Origin of the sequence: Yersinia kristensenii (assembly GCF_900460525.1) — a bacterium.
Taxonomy (GTDB): domain Bacteria; phylum Pseudomonadota; class Gammaproteobacteria; order Enterobacterales; family Enterobacteriaceae; genus Yersinia; species Yersinia kristensenii.
Window position 1 is genome coordinate 4,556,346 of the sequence record NZ_UHIY01000001.1, and the last position, 23,925, is coordinate 4,580,270.

A 23,925-nucleotide genomic window follows, 5' to 3' on the forward strand; every position below is an offset into this window, starting at 1 on the left:
CATTGCCCGCAATGAGTTCACCCAGTTGCTGATATTGCGACGCCACTACCTACCGGGCGAAGACGACTCCCCGCAGTCTCTGGCCTGTGCGGCGTGGCTGGATAATCGTTACTGGGAAAACATGAGCGCGGCCATCAACAACGGCATTGTCCGCGCCTTTAAAGGTTCCACATGACCCAACAGCGCCTTGAACTGCTCCTCGAACTCACCGACAAACTGACTAAACCGCTGCGTGCCGCCGGTCGGCAGGTGCAGTCTTACGCCAACACCAGCCGGGCAGCCTTTAAAAGTATTGCTGTAGGGGGCGCAGGTTTATGGGCCGTGGGTGCAGCCATCAAGGGGGCGCTGCAACCCGCCATCGAGATGGACAGAGCACTGGGCGAGGTCAAATCGTTGGGGGTAGCCGAGGCAGGGCTGCGAAAACTCCAGCACGCCGCCATTGACTTCACCATGGAATATGGTGGTGCAGCGGAAGACTTTGTGCGGGCTTCCTATGATATCCAGTCGGCTATTGCCGGTCTGACAGATAACGAGCTGGCCCGATTCACCACCGCCTCCGCCACAGTCGCGGCCGCCACCAAATCCAGCAGCCAGACCATCACCGCCTATATGGGCACCCTGTACGGCATCTTTAAAGATCAAGCCGATGCCATGGGTAAAGGAAAGTGGGTTGAGCAACTTGCCGGCCAGACCGCTACCGCCGTGCAGATGTTCAAGACCACCGGCGACCAGATGTCAGCCGCCTTTACCACGCTGGGTGCGAGTGCTAAATCGGCGGGCATCGACGCTGCCGAGCAGTTTGCCGTGCTAGGACAGTTACAAGCCACCATGAGCGGCAGTGAAGCCGGTACCAAGTACAAATCCTTCCTTGCTTCGGTAGGGAAAGCCCAGAAAACGCTGGGGCTGAATTTTGTCAACAAAGACGGCACCATGAAAAGCGTCACCGAGATCATGCACCTCATTCAGGGCAAATTTGGCGACCTCTCCAAAGTGGCAGACTCTGACCTGCTGAAAAAAGCGTTTGGCTCAGATGAAGCTGTTGCCATGATCAAACTGCTGAATGCTGATATTGGTGGGCTGAAAAAGAATATCGCCACTCTGGGTAAGGTCGGAGGCATGGATAAAGCTGTTGAAATGGCGAAAGCCATGGCCGACCCATGGGAGCAGGCGCTCGCCGTCATTAACGGCATCCGTATTGAGATTGGTACACAGCTACTGCCGGTACTCTACCCCTTCATTAACCAGACGAATGAAGGAGGCAAGTCCTTTGTCGAATGGTTACGCCTTTATCCCAATATCACCCGCGCCATAGGTTTACTGGCCGGGGCGTTGATTGCGCTGGCCGCCGTGGGGGCCATCACCAATATCGTGGTGGGGGTGGCTAAATTTGTCTGGGCGGGTCTCAGGCTGGCATGGCTTGCAGCCACCGCCCCTTTGCGTCTGCTTATTCTGTTAAAACGCACCCTGATTTTTACCATAACGGTATTAAATGCCGCCGTCAGGCTGACGCGCGCTCTCTATCTGGCACTGGCTATCGCCATGAATGCCCTGAATATCAAGGCCAAACTGGAGCTGGTGCTGTTAGGCCTGAGACGGGCCGGATTGTGGTTATACAGCGCCGCACTGGCCGCCGCAGCCATCGCAACCAAAATCTACGCCGCCGCCACCACCGGTGCCGCCGTGGCCACGCAACTTCTGTTCAGCCCTATTACACTCATCATTCTGGCACTGGCGGCACTGGGGGTAGGGATTTACTACCTCATCACACGCTGGAATGAAATCAAGACCGCCCTGATGGATACCGCCGCCTTTAAGTGGGTGGCCGGTGTCATTGGTCAGCTGGGTGTCTGGCTGGGCGAGGTCTGGCAGGGGATCCGTCAGGGGTGGGCAAACACGGTGAATTATTTCTCCACCCACTCGCCGCTGGAGATTTTTAAAGATCTCGTCAATCTGATTGGCGGGTTATTTAACCAGTTATGGTCTTCCGTCGCGGGCATGTTCAACAGCATGCTGAAATGGATGATAGAAAAAATCAATCTGATACCGGGGATCAGCATTGACGCACCGGATATTCCCGCTCCCACAACACTGGCATCTGGTGAAAACACCTCACCAAAACAAAGCGTTCCGCTGCTCACCGGTGGCAACACCCTCACTGCCGGACAGGGTGGCCTTGCCACCCAGATACAGAACAACAGCGAACGCAAAACCACGATTGATAACTCAACACACAACCTCACGGTGAATATTCAGGATGCGTCCCCCACCAACCTGCAGGAATGGATGGAGCTCAATGCCTACTGATAAACCACTTTATATCGACCTGCTTATCACCGGGCGTAACTTCACCCTCAACAGCGCCAACGAGCCGGTGATGTGCAACAACCGCCAGAGCATTGCGCAGGACTGCCAGCACGCCATTATCGAAAGCGGGCTGACCACACGCCTGCTGGCGGAAAAAAGCCCCACATTGCGCGCCGACATCATGATGCAAATGGTGCTGCTTATCGAAGATGACGAACGCATTACACCGGGTACCGTCAGTGTTACCGAAGAGTCGCCCCTCTCCGGTCGTCTACTGATACGGGCTGACACCGAAGATTTTCACGACGCCCCGCTCACTTTTGAGGTTTTACTGCATGATTAACGGCAAACCACAAGTCGATTATGAACGCATTCTGGCCGACCACGGTATGCCTGTCACACAGGAACAGGCACGCGCCGAATTTGATCTCGTCGCCAAAGACGAGGGCATTATCACCAACACATCCCGCATGTCACCGTTCTGGCGACTGGTGACCACCATCACCACCACCCCGGTCATGTGGTTAAAGGATGCTCTCGTCAAGGTGGTCATGAAAAACCTGTTTCTGGCCAGTGCCGAAGGGGTATTTGTGGATGTGTTTGCCTGGGCGGTCAACCTGCAACGCAAGGCGGCCACACCAGCAGGCGGCACCATTCGTTTTACCAAACAGGATATTGCACTGGCCGTCACCGTACCGGCAGGTACCCAAATCCAGACCGAACGTATCAATGGCGTGATTTATACCCTGACCACCCTGAGCGATACGCTCATCCCGGCAGGTGTATTGAGCCAGAGCATTGCCGTGACCGCCGAGCATGCCGGTGCAGGCTTTAATCTCGCGCCGGGCTATTACCGCATTCTGCCCACCGCCATTGAGGGGATTGCCTCGGTGGAAAATGACGAGAACTGGCTGGCCACGCCGGGTGCCAATGAAGAGAGTGACGACGAACTGCGCGATCGTATTCGCAACCAGTTCAATCTGGCCGGAGCCTATCATATCGACGCCGTCTACCGTGGTCTGATGGCCCGCGTGGCTGGGATAAGTGCCGACCGCATCTATTTTGAACACGATGCACCACGCGGCCCCGGCACCGCCAATGCCTATATTCTGCTGGACACCGGCATTGCTTCCGCCCCCTTTGTGGACACCATCAATGACCACATCATGGTGCAGGGGTACCACGGCCATGGCGATGATTTGCGCGCCTTTGCCCTGCCGGAAACCCGTCATGATCTGACGGTGACCCTCTACCTTTATGCCAGCCTGAACCTGAACGACGAGGACACCCTGACCCTGTGCCGTAACGTGGGCAATCTGGTGCGCTGCGCCTTTCGGGAAAATAGTGATTACGAGGTACAAAAAACATGGCCCTACAGCCGCTTCAGCATGTCCCGTTTGGGGGAGGAAATTCACCAACACTTTCATGAGGTGGAGTCGGTGATTTTTTCCCTCTCCGACATTCAAAGTGGGCTGGCTGTGCCACGTCTTAACCAGTTGCGTGTGGAGGTGGCACCATGAACCTCCCCAAACTCCCGGATATCACGCTGCCCACATGGATGAACGAGGGGGAACCCCTGACACTGGCTCACGCCTCCCACCATTACTGGGAAAGGGTCTACCGCTGGCTGACATGGCCACTGGCACAGATTGACGTGGACACCTGCGCCGAGTCACTGCTCAACCTGCTGGCCTATCAGCGCAATATCACCCGATTTAAGGGCGAACCCATCGCCCTCTTTCGCCTGCGCGTGAAATACGCCTTTATCAATGCACAGGATGCCGGGGAACGGGCAGGTTTTGAGCGCATCTTTAAGCGTCTCAATATCGGGGATGTCCAGACACTGGAGCGTCAACTGCAACATGACTGGGATGTCATTTCGTTACGCATCAATGATGCCCAGCTCAGTGAAAACAACGCCCTGATGATGCAGCTTATCCGCCAGTATGGTCGTACCTGCCGCCGCTATTTTTTTCAGGTGGTGAACCAGAAGACTCTGCATGTCACGGCGGGGGAGTTTGGCGGTGAGTACCGCTATCACACAGCCCTAACTACCCTGACACCCGACACAATTTATCTCAATGCTCACTTGCAAGGCGGGCATTATGACGCTTCGGTGGAACATTACACGCTACAAGACGAGAACCGCCCATGACCACCATCATTACCCAACACTATGAGCAGTGGTGCGCCAACCAAATCATCAGCGGGCAGCCTGCCCGGCCAGATACCGTTGTCTTTGCCCACATCCCCGATCAGGATGACAACGCCGATATTCCGCGAGATGAAACGCTCCCGGAAGCGGCCTGCATACAATATCAGATGCCCGTCACCCAATACGGCCTTATCGCCCCCAATGCGGTCGCCTTCTCGGTGATACTGGACACCACCGTCGGGGATTTTGATTACAACTGGATTGGTCTGCTGCACGCCCCCAGCCAGACCCTGTGCATGATTGCGCACACCCCTCTTCAGCAAAAAATCAAAACCGCCGACGGGGTGCAAGGCAACAACCTAACCCGTACCTTTGTGATGGAATTTGACGGCGCAGCTGCCGCCATGCAGGTCGATGTGGCCGCTGATGTCTGGCAAATTGACTTTACCGCCCGGCTGGCAGGGATGGACGAAACTCGCCGCCTCATGGCGCAGGATTACTACGGTGAAACCGCCTTTTTCGGGGAGGGCTTTCGGGTCAGCCATCAAGACCGGCAGGCCACCATTGCCGCCGGGGTGGGCTATGTCCACGGGTTGCGCGTGCAACTGGATACCCCTTACACCCTAAGCGCCGCGCCGGGAGATACTCTCTGGATAGACGCCTGCTGGCAGGGCACGGTCACCGGTGCATGGCACACGGCATTTACCCTCATCGCCAGCGCCAAACCTCTCACCACTTACCTTGATGAGGCGGGTTTTACCCACTATCTCGCCCCGCTGGCCCATATTGCCGCAGACAGCACCCAAGACCTGCGTCCGGCCACGCCCGACGAACAGCAACACAACGCACTGGCGGAACACGAAAAATCCCGCAACCACCCCGACGCCAGCCTGACGGAAAAGGGTTTTGCACAATACAGCAACGCCACCGACAGCGACGCCGAAGACCGGGCAGCCACCCCCAAAGCGGTCAAAACGGCCTGTGAGTTAGCCAATGCCGCCAACCAAAACGCCAATACGCGACTGCAAAAAAATCAGAACGGCGCTGATATTCCCGATAAACCACGTTTTGTCGATAACCTTGGCTTGCGAGATACCGTCAATAAAGCGACAGGTGCACTGCAAAAAAGCCAGAACGGCGCTGATATACCTGATAAGAGCCGCTTTACGCGCAACATAAACGTATTTACCCAGACTGAAAGCGACGCTCGTTACTTAAAAACAGCGGATAACTTGCCTGTCGGTATCCCTCTGCCTTGGCCTTTGGCTACACCGCCAGCAGGCTGGCTGGTTTGTCATGGTCAGGCATTTAATAAGACACAGTTCCCGCAACTGGCAAAAGCCTATCCGAATGGCGTATTACCTGATTTGCGCGGCCTGTTTATTCGTGGCTGGGACAATGGACGCAACCTTGATGGAGGTCGTGCATTGCTCAGTTTTCAAGGGGATGCCATCAGGAACATTACTGGGTATTACGTTCAAAGGTTGGCCGGTAACTCATATTGGAATGGCTGTGGGGGCGCGTTCTATCAGGAAGGTAATGCTTTTGGACACCATGCCAATAATAGTGGTGATAATGGAGCAACAACCAAGAGATTTGATGCGTCCCGCGTAGTGCCTACTGCCCATGAAAACCGTCCCGTCAATATGGCATTTAACTACATTGTGAGGGCAGCATAACCATGACTTTTAAAATGTCTGACAAAGCGCAGATTGTCACTGTCTTTAATTATCACTATGAAACCAAAGAGTTTACCGGAGAAACGGATGAATATATTGCTCCTTATACTGGTATTCCCGGCTCCAGCACCCTTATAGCCCCTTTGCCGACTAAAGCAGGGTATGCGGTTGTGTTTAATGAAGACGCCCAACAGTGGGAATATACCGAAGATTATCGCGGTACAGATGCATACGACACACAGACGGGGTATTCACGCCCGGTCATTGCTCTGGGGCCATTACCTGAAGGTTTTACATCACTGGCACCAACCAGCCAATTTGACCGCTGGGACGGCTCACAGTGGGTGAAAGACGAAAACGCCGAGAAAAAGCACCATCTGGCCGAAGCAGAGCAGAAGAAACGGGCTTTGCTCAACGAAGCAAGCGCCAAAATCCAAACCCTTCAGGACAGTATTGAGCTGGGGCTGGGCACGGAAACCACCGAGGCCAAATTACTGGTATGGCGCAGATATCGCGTTTTGCTTGACCGGGTGGACATCTCGACAGCCCCCAACATCATGTGGCTAGCAAAACCCGAATAAATAACCATCAGACCATTTGAGACAACGATCCATGAGTGTTTTCCTGACCCAAGCCTTTGAGCAATGGATGGCCCAGTGCGCCATCAACAATCTCCCCGCTCGTCCGGACACCCTCGCCTTTGCCCGAATGGGGCGGGAGCCGTCGCGGGATGACACCTTGCCACCACCGGAAAATATCACCCATACGGTGAGCGAACTTAAATATGGGCACCTGAATTCCAATGCCATCGTCTGTAGTGCTGTCATTGATGCGGATGTGCCGGATTTTACTTATGACTGGATTTGTCTTATCCATCAGGCCAGCCGCACCTTGTGTGGCGTCATTAAAACTCCGGAGCGACACAAAGTGGCCGGTGAAACCCTTATCCGCAACTTTGTGCTCATCTACAACGGAATAGCGCAGGCCGCACATATCACCACGCCACCGGAAAGCTGGCAGTTGGACATCAATGCCTGGCTACGCGCCGGGGCTGCCCGTACCACTCAGACCTTGCAGGATTTTTACGGGCATCATGTTTTTATCAATGACTGCGCACGCATCTTGATGCGTGACAACCAAGCCCGCTGCACCCAAGGGGTGGTCTACATTGCCGGTATGCGCATTGAAATACAGGAGGCCCCCCTCCCTGCACTGAAAGAGAACGACTGCCTTTATATCCGTGCATGGCTTGATGGTCATACCCCTCACGGTACCCCCATCACCGGCTATCAGTTGGAGCACGGTTTCACTGTGCCCGATGATGATGACATTAACCACTTTGCGCCCATCGCTCGCCTGACCAACGCCAACAACTGGGAGGATTTGCGCATCACCACCTACCGCTTTCAGGAGGTTATCGAAACAACCGCCAAGCACACCCTTTCAGCAATACAAGCCGCACAAGCCGCACAGCAGGCGGCTGAGCGGAGCGAACAGGCCACTCAGGCTACCCTGAAAACCGCCAACAACCTGTCTGAAATCGCCGATGTCGGAACGGATGCGCAGCAACAGGCGCGAACTCATCTTGGGTTGGGTCATGCAGCAACCATGAACGTTCAGTCGGATATCTATGACCGCACAGAGGGACGGCTGGCGTTACCGGGGGCTTTGGGGTTTGGCGGATACTTTCGTCGGACGAAGTACTTCAGTGGCAATAACGGGCCTGCAGAATTTATGGCATGGGTAAGGGAAACACCACCCGGACGGTATTATGTTTCTCAGTTTGCGGGCAGCCAACAAATTATACCGGGCGTGGTTTTTTCGGGAATGATTGAAATCATTATTCCGTCCACAGTAGGTCACAATGAAGACCAGAGGCAAAAAGGGAAGCTCATCCTGTTTAGCGGGGTTAATGGCGACCTTTATCTTAACCGGTTACATACCAATAGTATCAGCGCCGATGGCTTTATCGGTTGGGAAAATCTCAAGTTAAAAATCAGTGATTTTACTAACGCATTGTGTTCAACCACCGGTAATTCGTGGAGGTCACCGGGTGTCGGCGGCCTAATTTTTGCGGCTTACTGTGGTGATTCAGATGATGACAATAACCGTAACCTTGCCAGAGGAAAAGGTGTTTCAGGTTCGCGATTGGGAATGTTATCAATTTCAGCAAAATGTAGCACATCAGGTTCTTACACCTCCACGCCACAGTTTATTGTTACATCGCCAAACTCACACCCACAAGCAGGAAGTTTTATTGCACTTTCAGGTAGTACCCTGATAACACTCAGCAAAACGGAAGCCTTTGTTGGACTATTCATACGCATAGCGTGAGGTCAAATGGACATTAAAAACATTATCAATCCTCGCTATCTGGAAAGTGGGGCAATTGATTGCGAAGTTCAATTTGCAGGAATGGAGGAATACTTGTCCTATACTGCCACTCCCGACGATACCACCGAAACGGGACAGACCATTTGGCGGGCACTGATCAGGGGAGATTATGGCAATATTGCCCCTTTTGAAGTCACCCCCGCAATATTACAGGCCGCCAGAGAGAAAAAATGGCAGGAAATCAACGCATGGCGACTGGAACAGGAGGCACAAAGCATCACCTTTGAATACGCAGGCCGGACATGGAATGCAGACCAACAGTCGATGGCGCGTTTATCACCTGTAGTTGCTGTTGCTAACACAAACTCGCGTGATGTGATGCCGTGGGGTGATGCCAATAATGAATCAGTGCCACTGAGTATGGAACAACTCAAGGGACTCAGTGAGGCAATGGCATTGGCCCTGATGGAGCGCAACAACAGGATTTATCAGCGACAACGGAACATGAAAGACGCCCTTACCCCACTCACTGATTTGCAACAGATACGAAAGTTTAAGGTGGATTAAATGACACGACGTCCAGATCAGTGGCGAGTAGCCACACTGCGCCCTGTTGCCCTCAATCTCACCTGCTCGCACCTTTGCCTGCATCCATGGTCAGGCGGCGCAGGCAACGTCACGCCATCAGGGCGCTACCTGAGCCCGCCCAATGCCGTGGCTGCCTTACCCCCTTATCTGAACGGGGTTAAGGGTCAACAAGAGATGGTGGCCATACTGTTTTGCGCCCCGTCACTGGACGCCTTTCTGACACTGGCAGGCCAATTTGCTGACGCCTTTCCGTTGCCGGAAATCAGGCGCATGAGCCGAATGGCCCGCACACAACTGTCACTGGCCACCACCCGAATGCAACGCCCGGCTCGCGCCAGCAACGGACTCCCACCCCCCACTACGTTGTCGGTAGACACCGCGCGTCACCTCACCCGCACCGCACAAATCGCGCAAGCCACCCAAAGTGGCACCGGGGGCATTAATCAACTGACCGCCGCACTGAGCCAGTTTAAACAGGCACGCGCACAGGCCCTTGCTGCCATCACGCAGGGCAGCCAGTCATTACAGCAACACTATTGCCCGGTCTGGGCATTTTGCAGTACCGGCGATATTCAGACCGCCCGCACGGACATACAGGAAAACATCCCTCACCCAGAGCAGGTGTTCTCTGCCCTCGCGCTGTTTATTGGCCCTGACCTGTCCGCGTTGCGAGGAGCATTAACATGACACAAATCATCGTGCTCGCCCTCGATGGCGAGGCTATTTTGCTGCGTAACATTGCCGTCAGCGTCACCCTGCGCCTGCCCGACAAAGACATGTCGGGACAGTCAACCAGCACCAGCAGCGCCCAGCAAGGCACCAAGGCCAAGGAAATGCGCGTCTCCGGCATCATCGATTTTAAAGACGAGGCAATCCTGACACGCATTTTTCAACTGGCCGAAGCCACCGACAGCCACGGCGGAAAAAAGCGTTACCGCATCGCCAACGCCACCGCACAGGCCATCAACATGCGACAGGGGGTCTTCTCCGGCGGCGTGGATGTCACCGAACAACAGGGGAAAATGCACTGGCAAATCACCTTCACTCTGAAAGAGAAACTGAGTGTTCCCGAAAAAGCCGATGCCCGCAGCGGGACACAAAAAACCGTCACCGCCCAACAACAAACCCAGAACGGCAGCGAAACCGCCCCTGAAAAAATCAACACACAGGAAGGTTTTTGGAAGCTCATCAATGACGGTGCCGGACACGTACTGGATGGGCTCGGCATCGGCAGCGTGAAGGAGGAGAAAACATGAAACTTATCCAGCGCTGCCTTATCAATGGAAAAGCAGCCGAAGTGGCCGACCTGAGTTTAGTGCTGGCACTCAATGCCGCCGGGCGCGGCTTTGTCACGCTCACCCAACAGCCCCCGGAAACTCGCCTCGCCAGTGCCATGGTACAGATTGACCTTGGCCGCAATGGTGAGGCATGGCGCTATTTTTCAGGGTATGTGGAACGTGACCAACCCGCTGAGAATGGCGCTCGCCGTCTGTTTATCCGCGAAGCCGCCGCCATTCTGGATTTTGATTTTCCCTGCGCTTTTCAGCACCCCACCCTCAGAGATGTTCTGGATAATCTCAGCCAGCAGAGCGGCATCAACTTTGTCTCTCATGACGCCGCGTACATGCATACGCCCATTCCACACTTCACCCACAGCGGCAGTGGAACTCAACTCCTCAACCATCTGGGTCGCAGTTTTTCCATTCCGGATTATGTGTGGCACCCCATGCCGGATGGCTCGGTCTTTGTCGGCAGCGCCAAAGACTCACGCTTTGCCAGCCTCACCCTGCCAGACATCCCCACGCAATATACCCTCAGACAAAGCGGGGGAAACAGCGTCACCCTGATGTTTATGGAGACCGTGCGCCCCGGCATCAATCTTCCCGCAGGGCGGATCACGCGCGTGGCACTCAATAATCAGGAAATGACCCTGACGTGGGAACGGCTCGACACAAACGGCAACCCGATATCCAAATCGCCGTTACGTCGCCAGATCGAGGAGCAGTTCCCGGAACTGGCTGACGGCACCCTGCGCACCCGACTGGCACGCGTTGTAGCCCCGACCGAACCGGCCACCCTTGGCGATGCCGCCGACCCTTTCCGCCCCAAATACGCGGTAGACGTGCAACTGCTGGATGAAAACGGCAACGATAAAGCTGGAACCCCGACCTATGCCGCCGTCCCGCTCCCCGTCCCGATGGCGGGCGCAGAGGCGGGCTGTTTCGCCTACCCGGAAGCCGGAACACTGGTGGAGATATCCCATATTGAGGGCCGTCCGGACAAGCCCACCATCAGACAGGTGCTGCCCTCCGGACTGAACCTGCCCGACATCAAGCCCGGCGAACAACTGCAACAGCAGCGTGCAGAGGTGTTTCAACGCGTCACCACCGAGGGAAGTTGGCACCGGGAAACCGACCAGCAGATAAAAGAACAATCGGCACAACGTCACATCACCAGCGACACCGAAGAACGCACCACCACCGTACGTGCCACCACGGTACAGGCCACCGACACCACCACCGTACTGGGCACCAGTACTCTGATGGCCGGACACATCACCCAACTGTCAGACGGTGACTACAACATCGCCGCCCAGAACCAGATACTGCTCAAAGCCCAGACCCTGTTGGCCGAACTTCAGAGTGCCGAACTGAACCTGAGCGGAGACTGGTCAGAAAAAATGGGGGGACATCGACGCACCCAGGCGGGAGCGGGACTGGAGCTTGTCGCGCCCAGTATTTTTATCGGCCGAGGCGGCGCACGCACAAAATCAGGTCTGAACCTGCTCACCCTGTTGATTGAGATTTTGGATTTGGTGCAACAACTGGCCAGCCACGCAGCCAGTCACACTCACAGCAACACAGGGACACCCACCAACAGCGGAGCACTCGCTGCCGATGCCACACAGGCCAGTGCCCTTAAAGCCAAATACCGCGACCTCATCGCCTGACGTAAAACGCCCCTATCCCACCACACACAGCGCATGGTTTTGGCCATGCGTTTTTATTACCAGACACAAGAAATCCCCGCCATGACCCACTGAGCGCGCACAGGCACGTAAAACGCACACGTAAATTATCCACCCACGGAAACCGAGCCACTCCCTCCAACCCTCGGGTTTCGCAAAGTTTTTACTTTTCAGTTTTCTTTTGTGCAAAAACAGCGTCCAGACAGCGCCGGCACTGGGCGGAACCTCAGGTTCTAAAATTTCACCCATTGAAATTTTTTGCAATTCTGGCGCGGTTAAGAAGATCGCGACAAAGTGTAATGAGAAGACATTTTATTGATAAATAAAGGGTTTTCATACTTTACGTGAGCGTATGATGATCTCGATTGGATCTCAGGCCAAAAGACGATAACCCACAAACCCAGATTTGACGCGGCCTGCGAACAATCACACACAAAAATAAAACTGAAAAAAGGATCACTGCACAGCGGAAAAAGTTATCGCTGACCATGAGCAAAAAACAAAAAGCCGGTGCATAAGCACCGGCCACTCAGTCGAAAAGCAAGCAAGTATGACAAGTCTCAACCACAAGGAGACGTATATTCTATAAAACAGATTTTAAGGACTCAAGACCAGAGAGAGGGTGTTGTTATTGCAACGAAAAAACGGGCTAAGGTAGAATGCACGCGGGTGCCTTCGGCCAATGGCTGGAAGGTTTACCTGAAGGCCAGAAAGACGAAGGCCCCGGAAAACATTGCTGTTTAACCGAGGCCTAACTCTTTCACCCTAGCAAGTGAAAGGTTAGCGCTTCTCCAAAAAGGAGACAAGTGCTATGTCGCAAAAACTGCTAAAAACCGCCATGATTTGCATTACGGCGGTACTCATCATCTGGATGATACGCCACTCACTTTGTGAGGTGCACATCAAGTTGGGAGGCGCAGAGATTGCGGCATTCTTACAGTGTAAACAACAGGCACTGTAAGAAACCGCAGCGGGGGAGTAATCCCCCGCTATTCGGTTGCTTTGGGTTACGTCCGAAAGGCACCCGGCTATAAAAACTCAACTCCATACAAAGCCAAAGCCCGCAGCCTAATGCCGTGGGCTTTTCTTTTTGCCAGTAACCGCAATATAGACAAAGCAGATCGATACAATAAAATCGATCGTCAAAATCGATCGATTTGATATCATATAAGCGCAGTACAGTAACAACGATAGAGGTGCCGCGAATGCCGCAGAATGTACGATGCAAGCACTGCAACAAACTACTCGCACGCGCCTCATTTGAATATATCGAAGTAAAATGTCCGCGCTGCAAAACACTTAATCAAATTACATTGAGCGCCACAGAGCACCCCACCAAAGCAAGAGGTTATGTTCGTGGGGAACAGCACATTACAACTACCGCCAGGTAAACTTAAACACATCAAAGTTCGCCAGATTGGCAATGCTACGCTTTACTGCGGGAATGCACTGGAAATACTCCCTTTCATCAAGTCGGGCAGTGTCGATGCTCTCATCACCGACCCACCCTATAGCTCAGGTGCGACACACAAAAGTGGCCGCACGACGACTACCCCAACCAGCAAATATCTGAACGAAGAAAACAAACGTTTTGAAGAGTTTGATGGCGAAAATATGGATGCTCGCTCTTGGGTGCTCTGGTGTTCGTTATGGATGTCACACGCCTGCAAAGCGGTTAAGGCCGGAGGTTATTCGTTAGTATTTACCGACTGGCGACAATTGCCCGCCGCAACAGATGTTTTTCAAGCCAGCGGCTTTGTCTGGCGTGGAATAGTGGCATGGAACAAAGGACGGGGCTCACGAACACCGCATACCGGGTACTTTCGCCACCAGTGCGAATACATCGTCTGGGGTAGCAAGGGAAAGCTGAAAAGTTCACCAAACGGCCCATTCGATGGTTGTCTCACCTTTCCGGTTATCCCGTCGAAAAAGCTGCACCCAACAGCCAAACCCGAAGAACTGATGGCGGAATTGGTAAAAACAGCCAACCCCAATGGCATCATACTGGATCCATTCATGGGGTCAGGCACAACGGGAGTCGCAGCCTTAAAGACAGGTTGTCAATTTATCGGCATTGAATCTAATGAGCATTACTTTGAAGTGGCCGCGCAACGGCTTCAGAGTACCCTGCTCCCATAAAATAAATGCATTTTGTGCCACCGCGAGGTGATGCCAAGTGGTTTATCGGGAGCATCAGCAGAAAAGCAAATAAGGCGACGAGCATCAAACCCGCAACCTTTAAAGTATTTCGCTATCGAACAGAAGACAAAGCCCACAACATTAGAGTTGTGGGCTTTTTTACGTTCAAAGATGGACGTTATCTGGACAGCCCAAAACAAAAAACCTTTGTTTTCAGTAAATTAAACTTCTATTAAAAGCGCCTCGCGGCGCTTTTTTATTTGTCGAGATAGCACATTTATCAGTTAGCGGAATCGATACTGTCCAAATCGCCCTGAATAGCTTGAGCATTAGGGTTAACTTCCGGTTTCAATTGCCCGCCATTCGCCAGGAAATCATAGCGTTGGAAGTAGGCTTCACGCACCATTAGATAAGGGTCGGAGGAATTACGCAGCAAACCATCGGAATCCAATAGCTGCGCACGAGTTTCTACCCCTTCCAGTACCCATTTACCCGCTGACATCCAGAAGGTCAGGTAACTCAGCACCGGATAGACGTAATCAACCGCATCGCCCCCATCTTCACGGAGGGTAAAGCTGCCATAGGCCGGTAATACCACATAGGGGCCATAACCGACATTATAATGCCCTAAGGTGCTACCAAAACGGTGCGGCACTTCTTTCGCCAGTTTCGGGTTCGCCATACCGGCGACGTCAATTAAGCCGCCCATCCCCAAAAGAGTGTTCAAGAAGAACCGGTTAAAGTGCTTCATAGCATTGTATGGATCACCAACTAAGAAGCTGTTGACCATGCTGGCCGGCTCTTCAAGGTTCCCCAAGAAGTTACTCATCCCATTACGGGCGGGTTGTGGCACGTAATCACGCCAAACCACCGCCACCGGCCGCACGACATAAGGGTCGAGAACCTCATAGTTAAAATTGAACATTGCCCGGTTAAAACCTTCCAGTGGATCGGAGCGGCCCTGCTCCATGTGATCCGACGAGCTACTGGCACACCCGACTAAAAGCACGGTTGCAAAAGCCAGCCCAATCAGGCGGTAGTTCATATTTTTCTCCATGAAATTCTTACCAACCCCTTATATTTAAGGGATTTGTTTATTTATTTGAACATTAATAGTTTGGCGTTGCCCCTTCGCAGCGAAATCCTGCACGCCGCTTTCACCAAACCAGTCACCTGACTGCGAATTCACAGTGCCGTCCAGTGAAATACGGACACGCACTTTCACCTGTTGCAATGAAGAGAGCAACCGCTCCGGCATCATTGCATTGCTATCATTGAGTGTTACTGATAGCGGAAATCGACTCAAAGGCAGCTGTTTTACCGCGACCGGGACTGGGTTTGAACCATCCGTTACCGAGATAATCAGTGCACCCTGCTGGGGCAATTTCTGAGCCGCCTCTGGTGACAATGAGACCGCTATTTCCAGTGTAGCTGTTTCCTGCCCGGCCTGTGATTTCGCTTGCGCAATACTGCGTTTTATAACTTCTGTGCGAGAATCACCCGCAGGCAGCAATTTTAGCATAACTTCCCACGCGCCAATGGCTTGTTTAAAATCGCCCTGCTCAAAAGCATTAAAAGCTAATAAACTCATCGCGCGTAAGTTGGTGTGATCCTGTCCAACCAGGGTGCGGAGCATCTTGGTTGCCAGTTGATTATCCTGCGGATCATTGGAACGAGTCAGCACTTCAGCATAGCCGAACCTGACGTCATCATTATCGGGCGCAAGTTGATAAGCTTTAGCAAAAGCTTGCGTGGCGGTCGTGGCGTTATTCAGTGCCATGCCCACTCGGCCCAGCATCATCCAATCATTCACATTACGCGTATCTTGTTGCAGCGAGGTGCGTAATCCCAGCCCCAAACGGGCGACTTCCTCCATCGTCAGGGGCTCAGCCCGCTCATTAGCCACTCTGGCCCGTAATTCGGGCATTTGTGCTTCAACCTGATGCCACGCTTGCACTTGCGGCAAGCCACCGGTTTTCAGATATAGCCCGACCGAAACCACCACCAAAATCACCACACCCGGCAGTAAAACCCAGCGGTTGATCGGGCTGACATTTTCAGTAGATTCTGGTGGAATATCTGTCAGCAGGTTTTGTTGCAACTCCTGAATCAATTCAGGCCGCTGCTCCAGCACCCCTTGGGCTTCATCCTCAGCCAACTCAGATAACCGATCTTGGTAAATCGCTTTATTCAGTTCATCTCGGGTGGTCACCGGTGAATTCGTCTCTGGTCGCAGCGCCGGAATCACCAACAAAGCACCCGCGACCGCCAGCAAAATAATCACTATCAGCCAAAAAGCCATTATGGTTGTTTCCTGTTCGTCTTTTTGTGTTGAGCCGAGATCTGTTTTTTAACAGTAGCTTCTTGTTCAGCCAGCAAAGTCTGTAACCGCTGTTGCTCTTGCGGCGAAAGCGCGGCGTCTTTCTCCACCCGCCGCCGGGCGCGCAGCACCACAATGATTGCGCCTATCAGTACAAACAATGCCGGGCCGACCCACAAAATCAAGGTTGCAGGGGTTACAGGTGGCTCATAGGTAACAAAATTGCCGTATCGGGCCACCATATAATCAATGATTTGCGGTTTGGAATTGCCCTGTTGCATCAGTTCATACACCTTGCCGCGCATATCAGCGGCAATGGTGGCATTGGAATCAGCAATACTGTTGTTTTGGCATTTAGGGCAGCGCAGCTGCTCGGTTAACTCGCGATACTGCTGTTCCTGCTCCACCGAGCTAAAAGTGTAAGTATCAATGGCTGCAAAAGCATTGGTCGCAAAAATACTCCAGCTCAATATCAAGCCGAGTGCCAAGTTGAAAAATCTCATGCGCCCCCCTGATACTTTTTATACAGCGGCAGAATTTCCTGCTGCCAGACGCGATCATTGAGGTCACCGGCATGGCGATAACGAATGATACCTTGCCCATCAATCAAGAAAGTTTCCGGTGCGCCATAAACCCCCAAATCCAGCCCCAGCATGCCATCGCCATCATACAAACTCAGCGCGTAAGGATTACCCAGAGCATTGAGCCACTGGACGGCTTTGGCCCGGTCATCTTTATAGTTCAACCCCACCACCCGGATCCCCTGCGCAGCCAGCTTATTCAGATATTCATGCTCGGCACGGCAAGTCGGGCACCAAGTCGCCCACACATTGAGTAGCATCGGTTTGCCATCATGCAATACCGACTGATCAAAGGTTTCCCCTGTTTTTTCAAGGGATTCCAGTTTAAACGTCGGCACCGGTTTGCCAATCAGCGCCGACTCCAGCATCGTGGGGTCATCGCCATTAGCATTGCGGGTCAGTTGCACCAGAAAAGCCACCACCAACAGCAAAAATAGCACCAGCGGAATGAACATCAGCTTATTGAATGAAGATTGAGATTTCATTATTCAGCCTCCGTTGCCGCGCCGCGTTTTAATTTTTTACTCATCCGATAGCGGGGATCAAACATACAGAAAATACCGCCGATGGCCATAAACACCCCGCCATACCAAATCCAGCGGACAAATGGCTTGTAATACAAGCGCACCGCCCATGAACCGTCATCCAGCTCTTCACCTAACGCAGCATACAGATCGCGCGTCAAGCCGCCATCAATAGCCGCTTCCGTCATCATTGAGCGGGCCACACTGTAATAGCGCTTTTCGGCATGTAAGGTGGCTTCGGGTTTGCCATTGCGGGTGACATCAATAATGCCGACACCGCCGGTATAGTTCGGCCCTTTAATGTCGTGAACATCGCGGAATACAAAGTGATAATCGTGGATATCGATGCTATCACCGGCTTTCATGCGCACATCGCGCTCGACACTGTAATTCTGGCTGAAGGCGATCCCAATCACGGTCACGGCCACCCCAAGGTGCCCTAGCACCATCCCCCAATGGCTGCGGGAAAGGTGGCTCAGACCGCGCCAGAAGCCATGACGGTGAGTGGCGCGCTCATGCAATTCCATCACAGTGAGAATAATTACCCAGATAGCCATCATCAGCCCGACCACAGTCATACCGGCGATAGTATCTTGCAGCAACCACGGCACCAATATTGACAGCAGCAAGGTAACCACCAGCGCAACACCCAAGCGCTTATAAAGCTTGCTCGGCTCATCGCGACGCCAGCGAACCAAGGGGCCAATCCCCATTAATAGCGCCATCGGGGCCATCAACCAGGTAAACATGGTATTAAAGAAAGGTTCGCCAATGGAGATACTGCCCAATCCAAGCTGTTTGTGGACTAATGGCAGCAAAGTGCCGAGCAAGACCACCAACATCGCCGCAATGAGCAGCACGTTATTACCCAGCAGGAAAGTCTCGCGCGAGAACACTTCATGTTGAGTCCGGCTGCGAACTTGTGCACCTTTCACCGCATACAAGAGTAAGGAGCCGCCGATGACAATCACTAAATACGCCAAAATAAACATACCGCGCGCGGGGTCAGAAGCAAAAGAATGCACCGAAACCAACACGCCGGAGCGCACCAGGAATGTCCCCATCAAGCACAAAGAAAACGCGGTAATGGCCAGTAATACCGTCCAGGCCTTGAATGTTCCGCGCTTCTCGGTGACAGCCAATGAATGAATCAGCGCCGTGCCAGCCAACCATGGCATAAAGGAAGCATTTTCTACCGGATCCCAAAACCACCAGCCGCCCCAGCCCAGTTCATAATAAGCCCAAGCCGAGCCCAGCACGATCCCCATGGTCAGGAAGACCCATGCGGCCTGAGTCCACGGGCGTGACCAGCGAGCCCAGGCGCTATCCAGCCGCCCCGCCATTAAAGAAGCAATAGCAAAAGCAAATGCCACCGAGAAACCGACATACCCCATATAGAGCAATGGCGGATGGAAAATCAGCCCGACATCTTGCAATAGCGGGTTTAAATCGTTGCCATCAATCGGGAAGTCCGGCAAGGTGCGGTTAAAGGGGTTCGAGGTCAGAATAATAAACAGCAGGAAGCCGCCCGTAATCATCCCCAACACCGACAACACACGGGCAACGGCATCATCCGGCATCGAGCGGCTAAACAGCGCCACCGCCAATGACCAACAACTGAGCAGCAATACCCACAGCAGTAGTGACCCTTCGTGCGCGCCCCAGGTTGCGGCAATGCGGAAATAGACCGGCAGATGTGAATTCGAGTTGGCTGCTACATAAGAGACGGTGAAATCATTCACCACAAACGCATATACCAAACAGAGAAATGAAAGCGCAATAGTGGCAAACATACCGTAGGTCAATGGCCTACCGGTTGCCATCATGCGCGCATCTTGACGCGCGGCCCCCCATTGCGGATACAAACTCAGCAATAGCGAGAGAGCCAGTGCCAGACATAATAAGAAACCACCTATTTCAGGAATCATGAAGCATTGCCCTCACTCGCGGCGCTGTTATAGGCCTCTGCCGGGCGGGTATGATTTTCTTTCATCGCCTCTTTGACTTCCGGTGGGGTATATTTTTCATCATGTTTTGCCAAGACTTCTTTGGCATTGATAGTGTTATTTTCAGCAAAGACCCCTTGTGCCACCACGCCCTGCCCCTCACGGAACAAATCAGGCAAGATGCCGGTGTAAGTCACGGTGACAGCACCGCGGGCATCATAAACTTTGAAACTCATTTCCAACGTTTTGTCATCGCGCTTCACCGACCCCGGCATCACCATGCCGCCAATACGCAAGCGCTGACCGATTTCCGGCTTCTCATGACGCTCGCCCTTGCCCTGCAAAATTTCACCTGGGGTATAAAACAAATCGATATTAGCCCGCAGCGCATACAGCACCAAAGTGGTGGTCAAACCGATGCCGATCAGCACCACAATCGCCAAATAGAGCCGACTTTTTCTACGTGGATTCACTGTATTTTCTCCTGCGAATGGGCCACATTTTTGGCTTGCTGAGTCGGGGTCTGATTTGCCTGGCGAATACGTTGCTCTCTCGCCTCACGGCGCTGAATATCCGCTAATAACTGTTTGTGCTGCCATAGGGTATGTGCCCACAGGCCCAACAGTGACAGTAAAGTCGCGGCTACCGCCAGCCAGACATAAAAGGCATAACCGCCCATGGCAAAAAATGCCGCCCAAGAATGAAAGGCTGGATTCATACACGAGGCTCCTTACGCAACAAAGCGGCAACCCAAGGGCGATGGCGCTCTTGCTGCAAAATCAGATTGCGCAAGCGCATTAATGTCAGAGTGATAAAGAAGAAGAGATAGCCAAAAATGGCCCAACGCAAGGGTGAGCGCATACTTGGGTCAATACTTTGCTGCATGTTGGTCGACCCCTGATGCAAAGTGTTCCACCATACGACAGAGAAATGAATAATGGGGATATTGACCACGCCGACCAGCACTAAAATACCGGCTGCCCGCCCGGCCAATTTGCGGTCGTCGAAGGCGTTATACAGGGCGATCACCCCCAGATAAAGGAACAATAGCACCAACTCAGAAGTCAGCCGTGCATCCCAGATCCACCAAGTCCCCCACATGGGTTTACCCCAGGCCGAACCGGTGACCAAAGCAATAAAGGTAAACACCGCGCCCACCGGGGCCATAGCCGCAACCAGGTTATCGGACATTTTCATTTGCCAGATCAAACCGACAAAGGCTGCGATAGCCATCGACATATAAATGCCCATCGACCAAATTGCTGCAGGAACATGCAAGTACATGATACGGAAGCTATTACCTTGCTGGTAATCCGATGGAGCGAAACCAAATCCCCACACCCACCCCACCATCAGGCAGACAGCAGCCCCAGTTGCCAGCCATGGAGTAAATCGGCCACACAGTTGATAGATGCGCTCGGGTTTAGCGAATTGATGAAACCATTTCCACATTTTTCATTGCTCACATTAAAATTGGACGGGTATCACCCTCTTGGTAATACCGGTGCAGGGTACGGCGCACAATCTGCTCTGACTGGCGTTGGCTACCGCGCTTAAGCTTCTGAAAATCGGCACTCTTTTATTTTTACACATCTTTTCTGACAAACAACCTGCTTACAGCCCGCCCTAAACAGCTAGTGCACACTTACTCTCAATGCAGCGGCGGTAGCAAAAGGCGCCAGTGTCACGCTTCCTGCTAACATCGCCCCCAAAATCGCCAGATAGCCATCAATAGGCAGCGACATGGACGCGGCATCAATGGCCGCAGTGGCAAATATCAATACCGGGATATACAACGGCAACACCAATAAACTCAGCAGAACCCCGCCTTTGCGTAATCCCACCGTCAGCGCGACACCAATGGCCCCGATAAAACTTAAGGTCGGCGTCCCCAGTAGCAACGTAAGCGCCATCGCAATGGCGGTATTGCTGTCGAGGGAAAGCAACAACGCGACCAGCGGCGATAAAATCAGTAAAGGTAGCCCGGTAACAACCCAGTGAGCACACACTTTGCCTAACACCGTGAGTGCCAGCGGGCTGGGTAACAACAGAAACTGCTCAAGAGAACCATCATAGAAATCATCACGGAACAGCCGTTCCAGTGATAATAATGATGCCAATAATGCTGCGACCCAGACAATACCAGGGGCAATGCGCGCCAATAATTGTGGTTCTGGGCCAATGCCCAGTGGAAACAAAGTGATAACAATCAGAAAAAACCAGAGCGGATTAACAATTTCTGCGCCTTTTCTGAAGGCTATTTTCAATTCACGGCGCAACACGCTAATAAACATTAATTCTCCTGCGTGTTGGTTAAACGGATTTTACGCACCTGCTGCCCGACACCATCCAAATCCTGATGGGTGGTGAGCAGCACCATGCCCCCTTTGGCGGCATGTTTCACAAACAGAGCCAACAAAGTGCTCACGCCCTGCTTATCTATCGCAGTCAATGGTTCATCCAAAATCCATAACGGCGCCTGACTCAACCACAAACGGGCTAAAGCCACCCGCCGCTGCTGGCCGGCGGACAACTGCGATACCGGTAAATCTTCATATCCCACCAGCCCAACTTGAGACAATGACTGCCAGATTGCAGCGCTATCAACCGGTTGAAAAACCGACTGATAAAATGCCAAATTCTCAAAAGGGGTCAGTACAGACTTAATTCCTGTCTGATGGCCTAAAAATAATAAATCCTGATGATAGCGGGCGCGGTCGCGGCGGATGTTTTCTCCCCGCCATTTAACCTGTCCTTCGTCGGCATCGGCCAATCCCGCCAGAATACGCAACAGGCTGGTTTTACCCGCCCCGTTTTGCCCCTCCACCTGCACAATTTCCCCCGCAGCCACGCAAAAATTGAGCTGTTGGAATAAGCTCCTTTCATCTCGGATGCAGCTCAAATCTTTAGCTTCCAGCATGAAAAATGGTCTTCCACTGTAGGATTGTCAGTTCAGGAAAACCGAATGATAACATAAGGCTTAATCCTTACGTAGCGTAGGTCTAACGCTATCCCTACCCTTATAGAGGTATTATTCGGCATTAAGATCAAATTTCTGTAGAAAAAACCGACAACATTAAAGCTGGGTAACTTTTTATTTTCGTACTCATCACCCAAAAAAATCGCCAACAATCATTTACAACTATGCTTATTAGTCAGCTATTTATTTTCTTTATCAACTGGGAATTCGCTATGAGTAATGAAAAACAGCCTCAGGATAAGGGTGATTTAAAAGCGGAAAATGATGGGCAGCATGAAGTGCAGGAAATAGAAGTGAATGAAAAGAATCTCCCCTCCAAAGCCGCAGCTATTCATGAAATTATTCGAGTCGACGGCGAAAAAGAGTTAGAGCGCGACAGCTTTGCACTGCTATGGTCGGCGGTCGCTGCGGGGCTTTCGATGGGAGCATCCCTGATTGCCAAAGGCATTTTTCACGCAAAATTGCCGGATACTCCGGCCAGTTTTCTGCTGGAAAATATCGGTTATACCTTTGGTTTTATTATTGTCATTATGGCCCGCCAACAACTCTTTACTGAGAATACCGTCACGCCGGTGCTGCCAATAATGCAAAAACCCAGCCGCCAAAACTTCATCCTGCTATTTCGGCTCTGGGGTTTGGTGTTATTGGGCAATCTGATTGGCACAGGGATAGCGGCTTATTCCTTTATTCATATGCCAATATTTGACGATGCCACGCGTGCGGCATTTGTCAGTATTGCTCAAGGAGTAATGGAGAGTTCTCCGGGGGAGATGTTTGCTAAAGGAATATTTTCTGGCTGGATCATTGCCACGCTGGTGTGGATGATGCCCTCCGCTGGGGCCGCCAAAATAGGGGTTATTTTCCTGATGACCTATTTAGTGGCTTTATGTGACCTAACCCATATTGTGGTCGGCTCGGTGGAGATCTTCTATTTGGTATTTAACGGTTCAATACCCTGGCAGCAATTTATTTATCCTTTCGCCCTCCCGACACTAGCGGGTAATATTATCGGCGGCACCTTCATTTTTGCCCTGATAAGTCATGCGCAGATCCGTAGTGATATGACCCATAAACCTAAAAAAAGTGACAAGGTAGACAAGAGCGCATCTTCACCCCATGAATAGCAACGCCGATTTAGCTCCTCTGGGCTATCGGTTTTAGGTCAGCAATATCACTTATTCACTATAAATTGGTGATAGAGTAACCAAACGCACAGCTAACTGCTTATTATCTGGGTCAAAATGCGTATAATGCTCCGGCAGTATACTTCATCGGCAGCCACCCTGCCGCTGGCCGGGTCCCCGTAGTTAAACGGATATAACAAGCCCCTCCTAAGGGCTAGTTACTGGTTCGATTCCAGTCGGGGACACCATTAGCACTTCTCAGCACATCCCACAAAGTCCATAA

Annotated in this window: 26 protein-coding genes and 1 tRNA gene; 17 read left to right on the forward strand and 10 right to left on the reverse strand. The window is 52.5% G+C overall.

Annotated features, from left to right (window positions below; genetic code table 11):
* The first annotated feature begins 25 nt into the window (after positions 1-25).
* The 15 genes from DX162_RS22390 (at position 26) to DX162_RS21290 (ending at position 14,167) form a co-directional block, all read left to right on the forward strand.
* Positions 26-175, forward strand: a complete 150-nt coding sequence (locus DX162_RS22390) for a DUF6890 family protein (RefSeq protein WP_169311123.1) — start codon at positions 26-28, stop codon at positions 173-175.
* Positions 172-2,304: a phage tail tape measure protein gene (locus tag DX162_RS21210; RefSeq protein ID WP_004392854.1), complete on the forward strand. Its 2,133-nt coding sequence runs from the start codon at positions 172-174 to the stop codon at positions 2,302-2,304. Before DX162_RS22390 ends, DX162_RS21210 begins: the two co-directional genes overlap by 4 nt.
* Positions 2,294-2,647, forward strand: a complete 354-nt coding sequence (locus DX162_RS21215; protein ID WP_032821002.1) for a DUF2590 family protein — start codon at positions 2,294-2,296, stop codon at positions 2,645-2,647. The genes DX162_RS21210 and DX162_RS21215 overlap by 11 nt, the downstream gene beginning before the upstream one ends.
* Positions 2,640-3,824, forward strand: a complete 1,185-nt coding sequence (locus DX162_RS21220; protein WP_098080932.1) for a baseplate J/gp47 family protein — start codon at positions 2,640-2,642, stop codon at positions 3,822-3,824. Before DX162_RS21215 ends, DX162_RS21220 begins: the two co-directional genes overlap by 8 nt.
* Positions 3,821-4,459: a phage tail protein gene (locus tag DX162_RS21225; protein ID WP_004392857.1), complete on the forward strand. Its 639-nt coding sequence runs from the start codon at positions 3,821-3,823 to the stop codon at positions 4,457-4,459. Before DX162_RS21220 ends, DX162_RS21225 begins: the two co-directional genes overlap by 4 nt.
* Entirely contained in the window at positions 4,456-6,138 is a 1,683-nt protein-coding gene (locus DX162_RS22735; RefSeq protein ID WP_227744186.1) for a phage tail-collar fiber domain-containing protein, read from the forward strand. Before DX162_RS21225 ends, DX162_RS22735 begins: the two co-directional genes overlap by 4 nt.
* Before the next feature lie 2 nt (positions 6,139-6,140).
* Positions 6,141-6,719 (forward strand): tail fiber assembly protein, encoded by a 579-nt coding sequence (locus DX162_RS21240; protein WP_004393650.1) that lies wholly within the window; start codon positions 6,141-6,143, stop codon positions 6,717-6,719.
* A 31-nt stretch (positions 6,720-6,750) separates the two neighbouring features.
* A complete protein-coding gene (locus DX162_RS21245) occupies positions 6,751-8,472 on the forward strand; it encodes a phage tail-collar fiber domain-containing protein (protein WP_115155891.1) in 1,722 nt (573 codons plus the stop codon).
* Between the two features lie 6 nt (positions 8,473-8,478).
* Positions 8,479-9,039 (forward strand): DUF4376 domain-containing protein, encoded by a 561-nt coding sequence (locus DX162_RS21250; protein WP_098080938.1) that lies wholly within the window; start codon positions 8,479-8,481, stop codon positions 9,037-9,039.
* The gene (locus DX162_RS21255; protein ID WP_004391959.1) at positions 9,040-9,747 is read left to right on the forward strand and encodes a hypothetical protein; all 708 of its coding nucleotides are present in this window, start codon (positions 9,040-9,042) and stop codon (positions 9,745-9,747) included.
* A complete protein-coding gene (locus DX162_RS21260; RefSeq protein WP_032820558.1) occupies positions 9,744-10,316 on the forward strand; it encodes a baseplate complex protein in 573 nt (190 codons plus the stop codon). The genes DX162_RS21255 and DX162_RS21260 overlap by 4 nt, the downstream gene beginning before the upstream one ends.
* The gene (locus tag DX162_RS21265; protein ID WP_032820557.1) at positions 10,313-12,010 is read left to right on the forward strand and encodes a hypothetical protein; all 1,698 of its coding nucleotides are present in this window, start codon (positions 10,313-10,315) and stop codon (positions 12,008-12,010) included. The genes DX162_RS21260 and DX162_RS21265 overlap by 4 nt, the downstream gene beginning before the upstream one ends.
* 829 nt (positions 12,011-12,839) lie before the next feature.
* A complete protein-coding gene (locus DX162_RS21280; protein ID WP_004391955.1) occupies positions 12,840-12,989 on the forward strand; it encodes a Hok/Gef family protein in 150 nt (49 codons plus the stop codon).
* 244 nt (positions 12,990-13,233) lie between these two features.
* Entirely contained in the window at positions 13,234-13,419 is a 186-nt protein-coding gene (locus DX162_RS21285) for a Com family DNA-binding transcriptional regulator (protein ID WP_071777664.1), read from the forward strand.
* Complete coding sequence (locus DX162_RS21290; protein WP_004391954.1) at positions 13,379-14,167, forward strand: DNA-methyltransferase; 789 nt, start codon at positions 13,379-13,381, stop codon at positions 14,165-14,167. The genes DX162_RS21285 and DX162_RS21290 overlap by 41 nt, the downstream gene beginning before the upstream one ends.
* Before the next feature lie 280 nt (positions 14,168-14,447).
* On the opposite strand, the gene mlaA is transcribed toward DX162_RS21290, so the two are convergent.
* The 10 genes from mlaA to ccmA all read right to left on the reverse strand — a co-directional run bounded on the left by mlaA (position 14,448) and on the right by ccmA (position 22,458).
* A complete protein-coding gene (gene mlaA, locus DX162_RS21300) occupies positions 14,448-15,212 on the reverse strand; it encodes a phospholipid-binding lipoprotein MlaA (protein WP_080548342.1) in 765 nt (254 codons plus the stop codon).
* A 36-nt stretch (positions 15,213-15,248) separates the two neighbouring features.
* Positions 15,249-16,469 carry a c-type cytochrome biogenesis protein CcmI gene (gene ccmI, locus DX162_RS21305; protein ID WP_004391952.1) on the reverse strand — a complete coding sequence of 407 codons (1,221 nt, stop codon included), beginning with the start codon at positions 16,467-16,469 and terminating at the stop codon, positions 15,249-15,251.
* Positions 16,469-16,990, reverse strand: a complete 522-nt coding sequence (locus DX162_RS21310) for a cytochrome c-type biogenesis protein (protein WP_032820549.1) — start codon at positions 16,988-16,990, stop codon at positions 16,469-16,471. Before DX162_RS21310 ends, ccmI begins: the two co-directional genes overlap by 1 nt.
* Positions 16,987-17,553, reverse strand: coding sequence for a DsbE family thiol:disulfide interchange protein (locus tag DX162_RS21315; protein WP_032820547.1), 567 nt, complete (start codon positions 17,551-17,553; stop codon positions 16,987-16,989). The genes DX162_RS21310 and DX162_RS21315 overlap by 4 nt, the downstream gene beginning before the upstream one ends.
* Positions 17,553-19,520 (reverse strand): heme lyase CcmF/NrfE family subunit, encoded by a 1,968-nt coding sequence (locus tag DX162_RS21320; RefSeq protein ID WP_032820546.1) that lies wholly within the window; start codon positions 19,518-19,520, stop codon positions 17,553-17,555. Before DX162_RS21320 ends, DX162_RS21315 begins: the two co-directional genes overlap by 1 nt.
* Entirely contained in the window at positions 19,517-20,011 is a 495-nt protein-coding gene (gene ccmE / locus DX162_RS21325; protein ID WP_032820544.1) for a cytochrome c maturation protein CcmE, read from the reverse strand. The genes DX162_RS21320 and ccmE overlap by 4 nt, the downstream gene beginning before the upstream one ends.
* Complete coding sequence (gene ccmD / locus DX162_RS21330) at positions 20,008-20,256, reverse strand: heme exporter protein CcmD (RefSeq protein WP_032820541.1); 249 nt, start codon at positions 20,254-20,256, stop codon at positions 20,008-20,010. Before ccmD ends, ccmE begins: the two co-directional genes overlap by 4 nt.
* Complete coding sequence (locus tag DX162_RS21335) at positions 20,253-20,990, reverse strand: heme ABC transporter permease (protein ID WP_004391947.1); 738 nt, start codon at positions 20,988-20,990, stop codon at positions 20,253-20,255. The genes ccmD and DX162_RS21335 overlap by 4 nt, the downstream gene beginning before the upstream one ends.
* Before the next feature lie 182 nt (positions 20,991-21,172).
* On the reverse strand, positions 21,173-21,832 hold the full coding sequence (gene ccmB / locus DX162_RS21340; RefSeq protein WP_004391946.1) for a heme exporter protein CcmB: 660 nt from the start codon (positions 21,830-21,832) through the stop codon (positions 21,173-21,175).
* Positions 21,832-22,458, reverse strand: coding sequence for a cytochrome c biogenesis heme-transporting ATPase CcmA (gene ccmA, locus DX162_RS21345; protein WP_032820539.1), 627 nt, complete (start codon positions 22,456-22,458; stop codon positions 21,832-21,834). Before ccmA ends, ccmB begins: the two co-directional genes overlap by 1 nt.
* A 272-nt stretch (positions 22,459-22,730) precedes the next feature.
* Between ccmA and DX162_RS21350 the strand changes: the two genes are divergently transcribed.
* Together DX162_RS21350 and DX162_RS21355 are read left to right on the forward strand one after the other, a co-directional pair.
* Positions 22,731-23,642 carry a formate/nitrite transporter family protein gene (locus DX162_RS21350; RefSeq protein ID WP_032820536.1) on the forward strand — a complete coding sequence of 304 codons (912 nt, stop codon included), beginning with the start codon at positions 22,731-22,733 and terminating at the stop codon, positions 23,640-23,642.
* 173 nt (positions 23,643-23,815) lie between these two features.
* Positions 23,816-23,890: transfer RNA gene (locus DX162_RS21355), tRNA-Arg, on the forward strand.
* Positions 23,891-23,925 lie beyond the last annotated feature (35 nt).

What these genes read in the sequence shown, in the direction of transcription:
- DX162_RS21310 (WP_032820549.1), bottom strand. Translation starts at nt 16,990, where the DNA reads ATGAGATTTTTCAACTTGGCACTCGGCTTGATATTGAGCTGGAGTATT.
- DX162_RS21260 (WP_032820558.1), top strand. Translation starts at nt 9,744, where the DNA reads ATGACACAAATCATCGTGCTCGCCCTCGATGGCGAGGCTATTTTGCTG.
- DX162_RS21215 (WP_032821002.1), top strand. Translation starts at nt 2,294, where the DNA reads ATGCCTACTGATAAACCACTTTATATCGACCTGCTTATCACCGGGCGT.
- DX162_RS21315 (WP_032820547.1), bottom strand. Translation starts at nt 17,553, where the DNA reads ATGAAATCTCAATCTTCATTCAATAAGCTGATGTTCATTCCGCTGGTG.
- ccmA (WP_032820539.1), bottom strand. Translation starts at nt 22,458, where the DNA reads ATGCTGGAAGCTAAAGATTTGAGCTGCATCCGAGATGAAAGGAGCTTA.
- ccmI (WP_004391952.1), bottom strand. Translation starts at nt 16,469, where the DNA reads ATGGCTTTTTGGCTGATAGTGATTATTTTGCTGGCGGTCGCGGGTGCT.
- DX162_RS21280 (WP_004391955.1), top strand. Translation starts at nt 12,840, where the DNA reads ATGTCGCAAAAACTGCTAAAAACCGCCATGATTTGCATTACGGCGGTA.
- ccmD (WP_032820541.1), bottom strand. Translation starts at nt 20,256, where the DNA reads ATGAATCCAGCCTTTCATTCTTGGGCGGCATTTTTTGCCATGGGCGGT.
- DX162_RS21250 (WP_098080938.1), top strand. Translation starts at nt 8,479, where the DNA reads ATGGACATTAAAAACATTATCAATCCTCGCTATCTGGAAAGTGGGGCA.
- DX162_RS21255 (WP_004391959.1), top strand. Translation starts at nt 9,040, where the DNA reads ATGACACGACGTCCAGATCAGTGGCGAGTAGCCACACTGCGCCCTGTT.
- DX162_RS22735 (WP_227744186.1), top strand. Translation starts at nt 4,456, where the DNA reads ATGACCACCATCATTACCCAACACTATGAGCAGTGGTGCGCCAACCAA.
- DX162_RS21335 (WP_004391947.1), bottom strand. Translation starts at nt 20,990, where the DNA reads ATGTGGAAATGGTTTCATCAATTCGCTAAACCCGAGCGCATCTATCAA.
- mlaA (WP_080548342.1), bottom strand. Translation starts at nt 15,212, where the DNA reads ATGAACTACCGCCTGATTGGGCTGGCTTTTGCAACCGTGCTTTTAGTC.
- DX162_RS21210 (WP_004392854.1), top strand. Translation starts at nt 172, where the DNA reads ATGACCCAACAGCGCCTTGAACTGCTCCTCGAACTCACCGACAAACTG.
- DX162_RS21245 (WP_115155891.1), top strand. Translation starts at nt 6,751, where the DNA reads ATGAGTGTTTTCCTGACCCAAGCCTTTGAGCAATGGATGGCCCAGTGC.
- DX162_RS21290 (WP_004391954.1), top strand. Translation starts at nt 13,379, where the DNA reads ATGTTCGTGGGGAACAGCACATTACAACTACCGCCAGGTAAACTTAAA.
- DX162_RS21225 (WP_004392857.1), top strand. Translation starts at nt 3,821, where the DNA reads ATGAACCTCCCCAAACTCCCGGATATCACGCTGCCCACATGGATGAAC.
- DX162_RS21220 (WP_098080932.1), top strand. Translation starts at nt 2,640, where the DNA reads ATGATTAACGGCAAACCACAAGTCGATTATGAACGCATTCTGGCCGAC.
- DX162_RS21320 (WP_032820546.1), bottom strand. Translation starts at nt 19,520, where the DNA reads ATGATTCCTGAAATAGGTGGTTTCTTATTATGTCTGGCACTGGCTCTC.
- ccmB (WP_004391946.1), bottom strand. Translation starts at nt 21,832, where the DNA reads ATGTTTATTAGCGTGTTGCGCCGTGAATTGAAAATAGCCTTCAGAAAA.
- DX162_RS21285 (WP_071777664.1), top strand. Translation starts at nt 13,234, where the DNA reads ATGCCGCAGAATGTACGATGCAAGCACTGCAACAAACTACTCGCACGC.
- DX162_RS21350 (WP_032820536.1), top strand. Translation starts at nt 22,731, where the DNA reads ATGAGTAATGAAAAACAGCCTCAGGATAAGGGTGATTTAAAAGCGGAA.
- DX162_RS21240 (WP_004393650.1), top strand. Translation starts at nt 6,141, where the DNA reads ATGACTTTTAAAATGTCTGACAAAGCGCAGATTGTCACTGTCTTTAAT.
- DX162_RS21265 (WP_032820557.1), top strand. Translation starts at nt 10,313, where the DNA reads ATGAAACTTATCCAGCGCTGCCTTATCAATGGAAAAGCAGCCGAAGTG.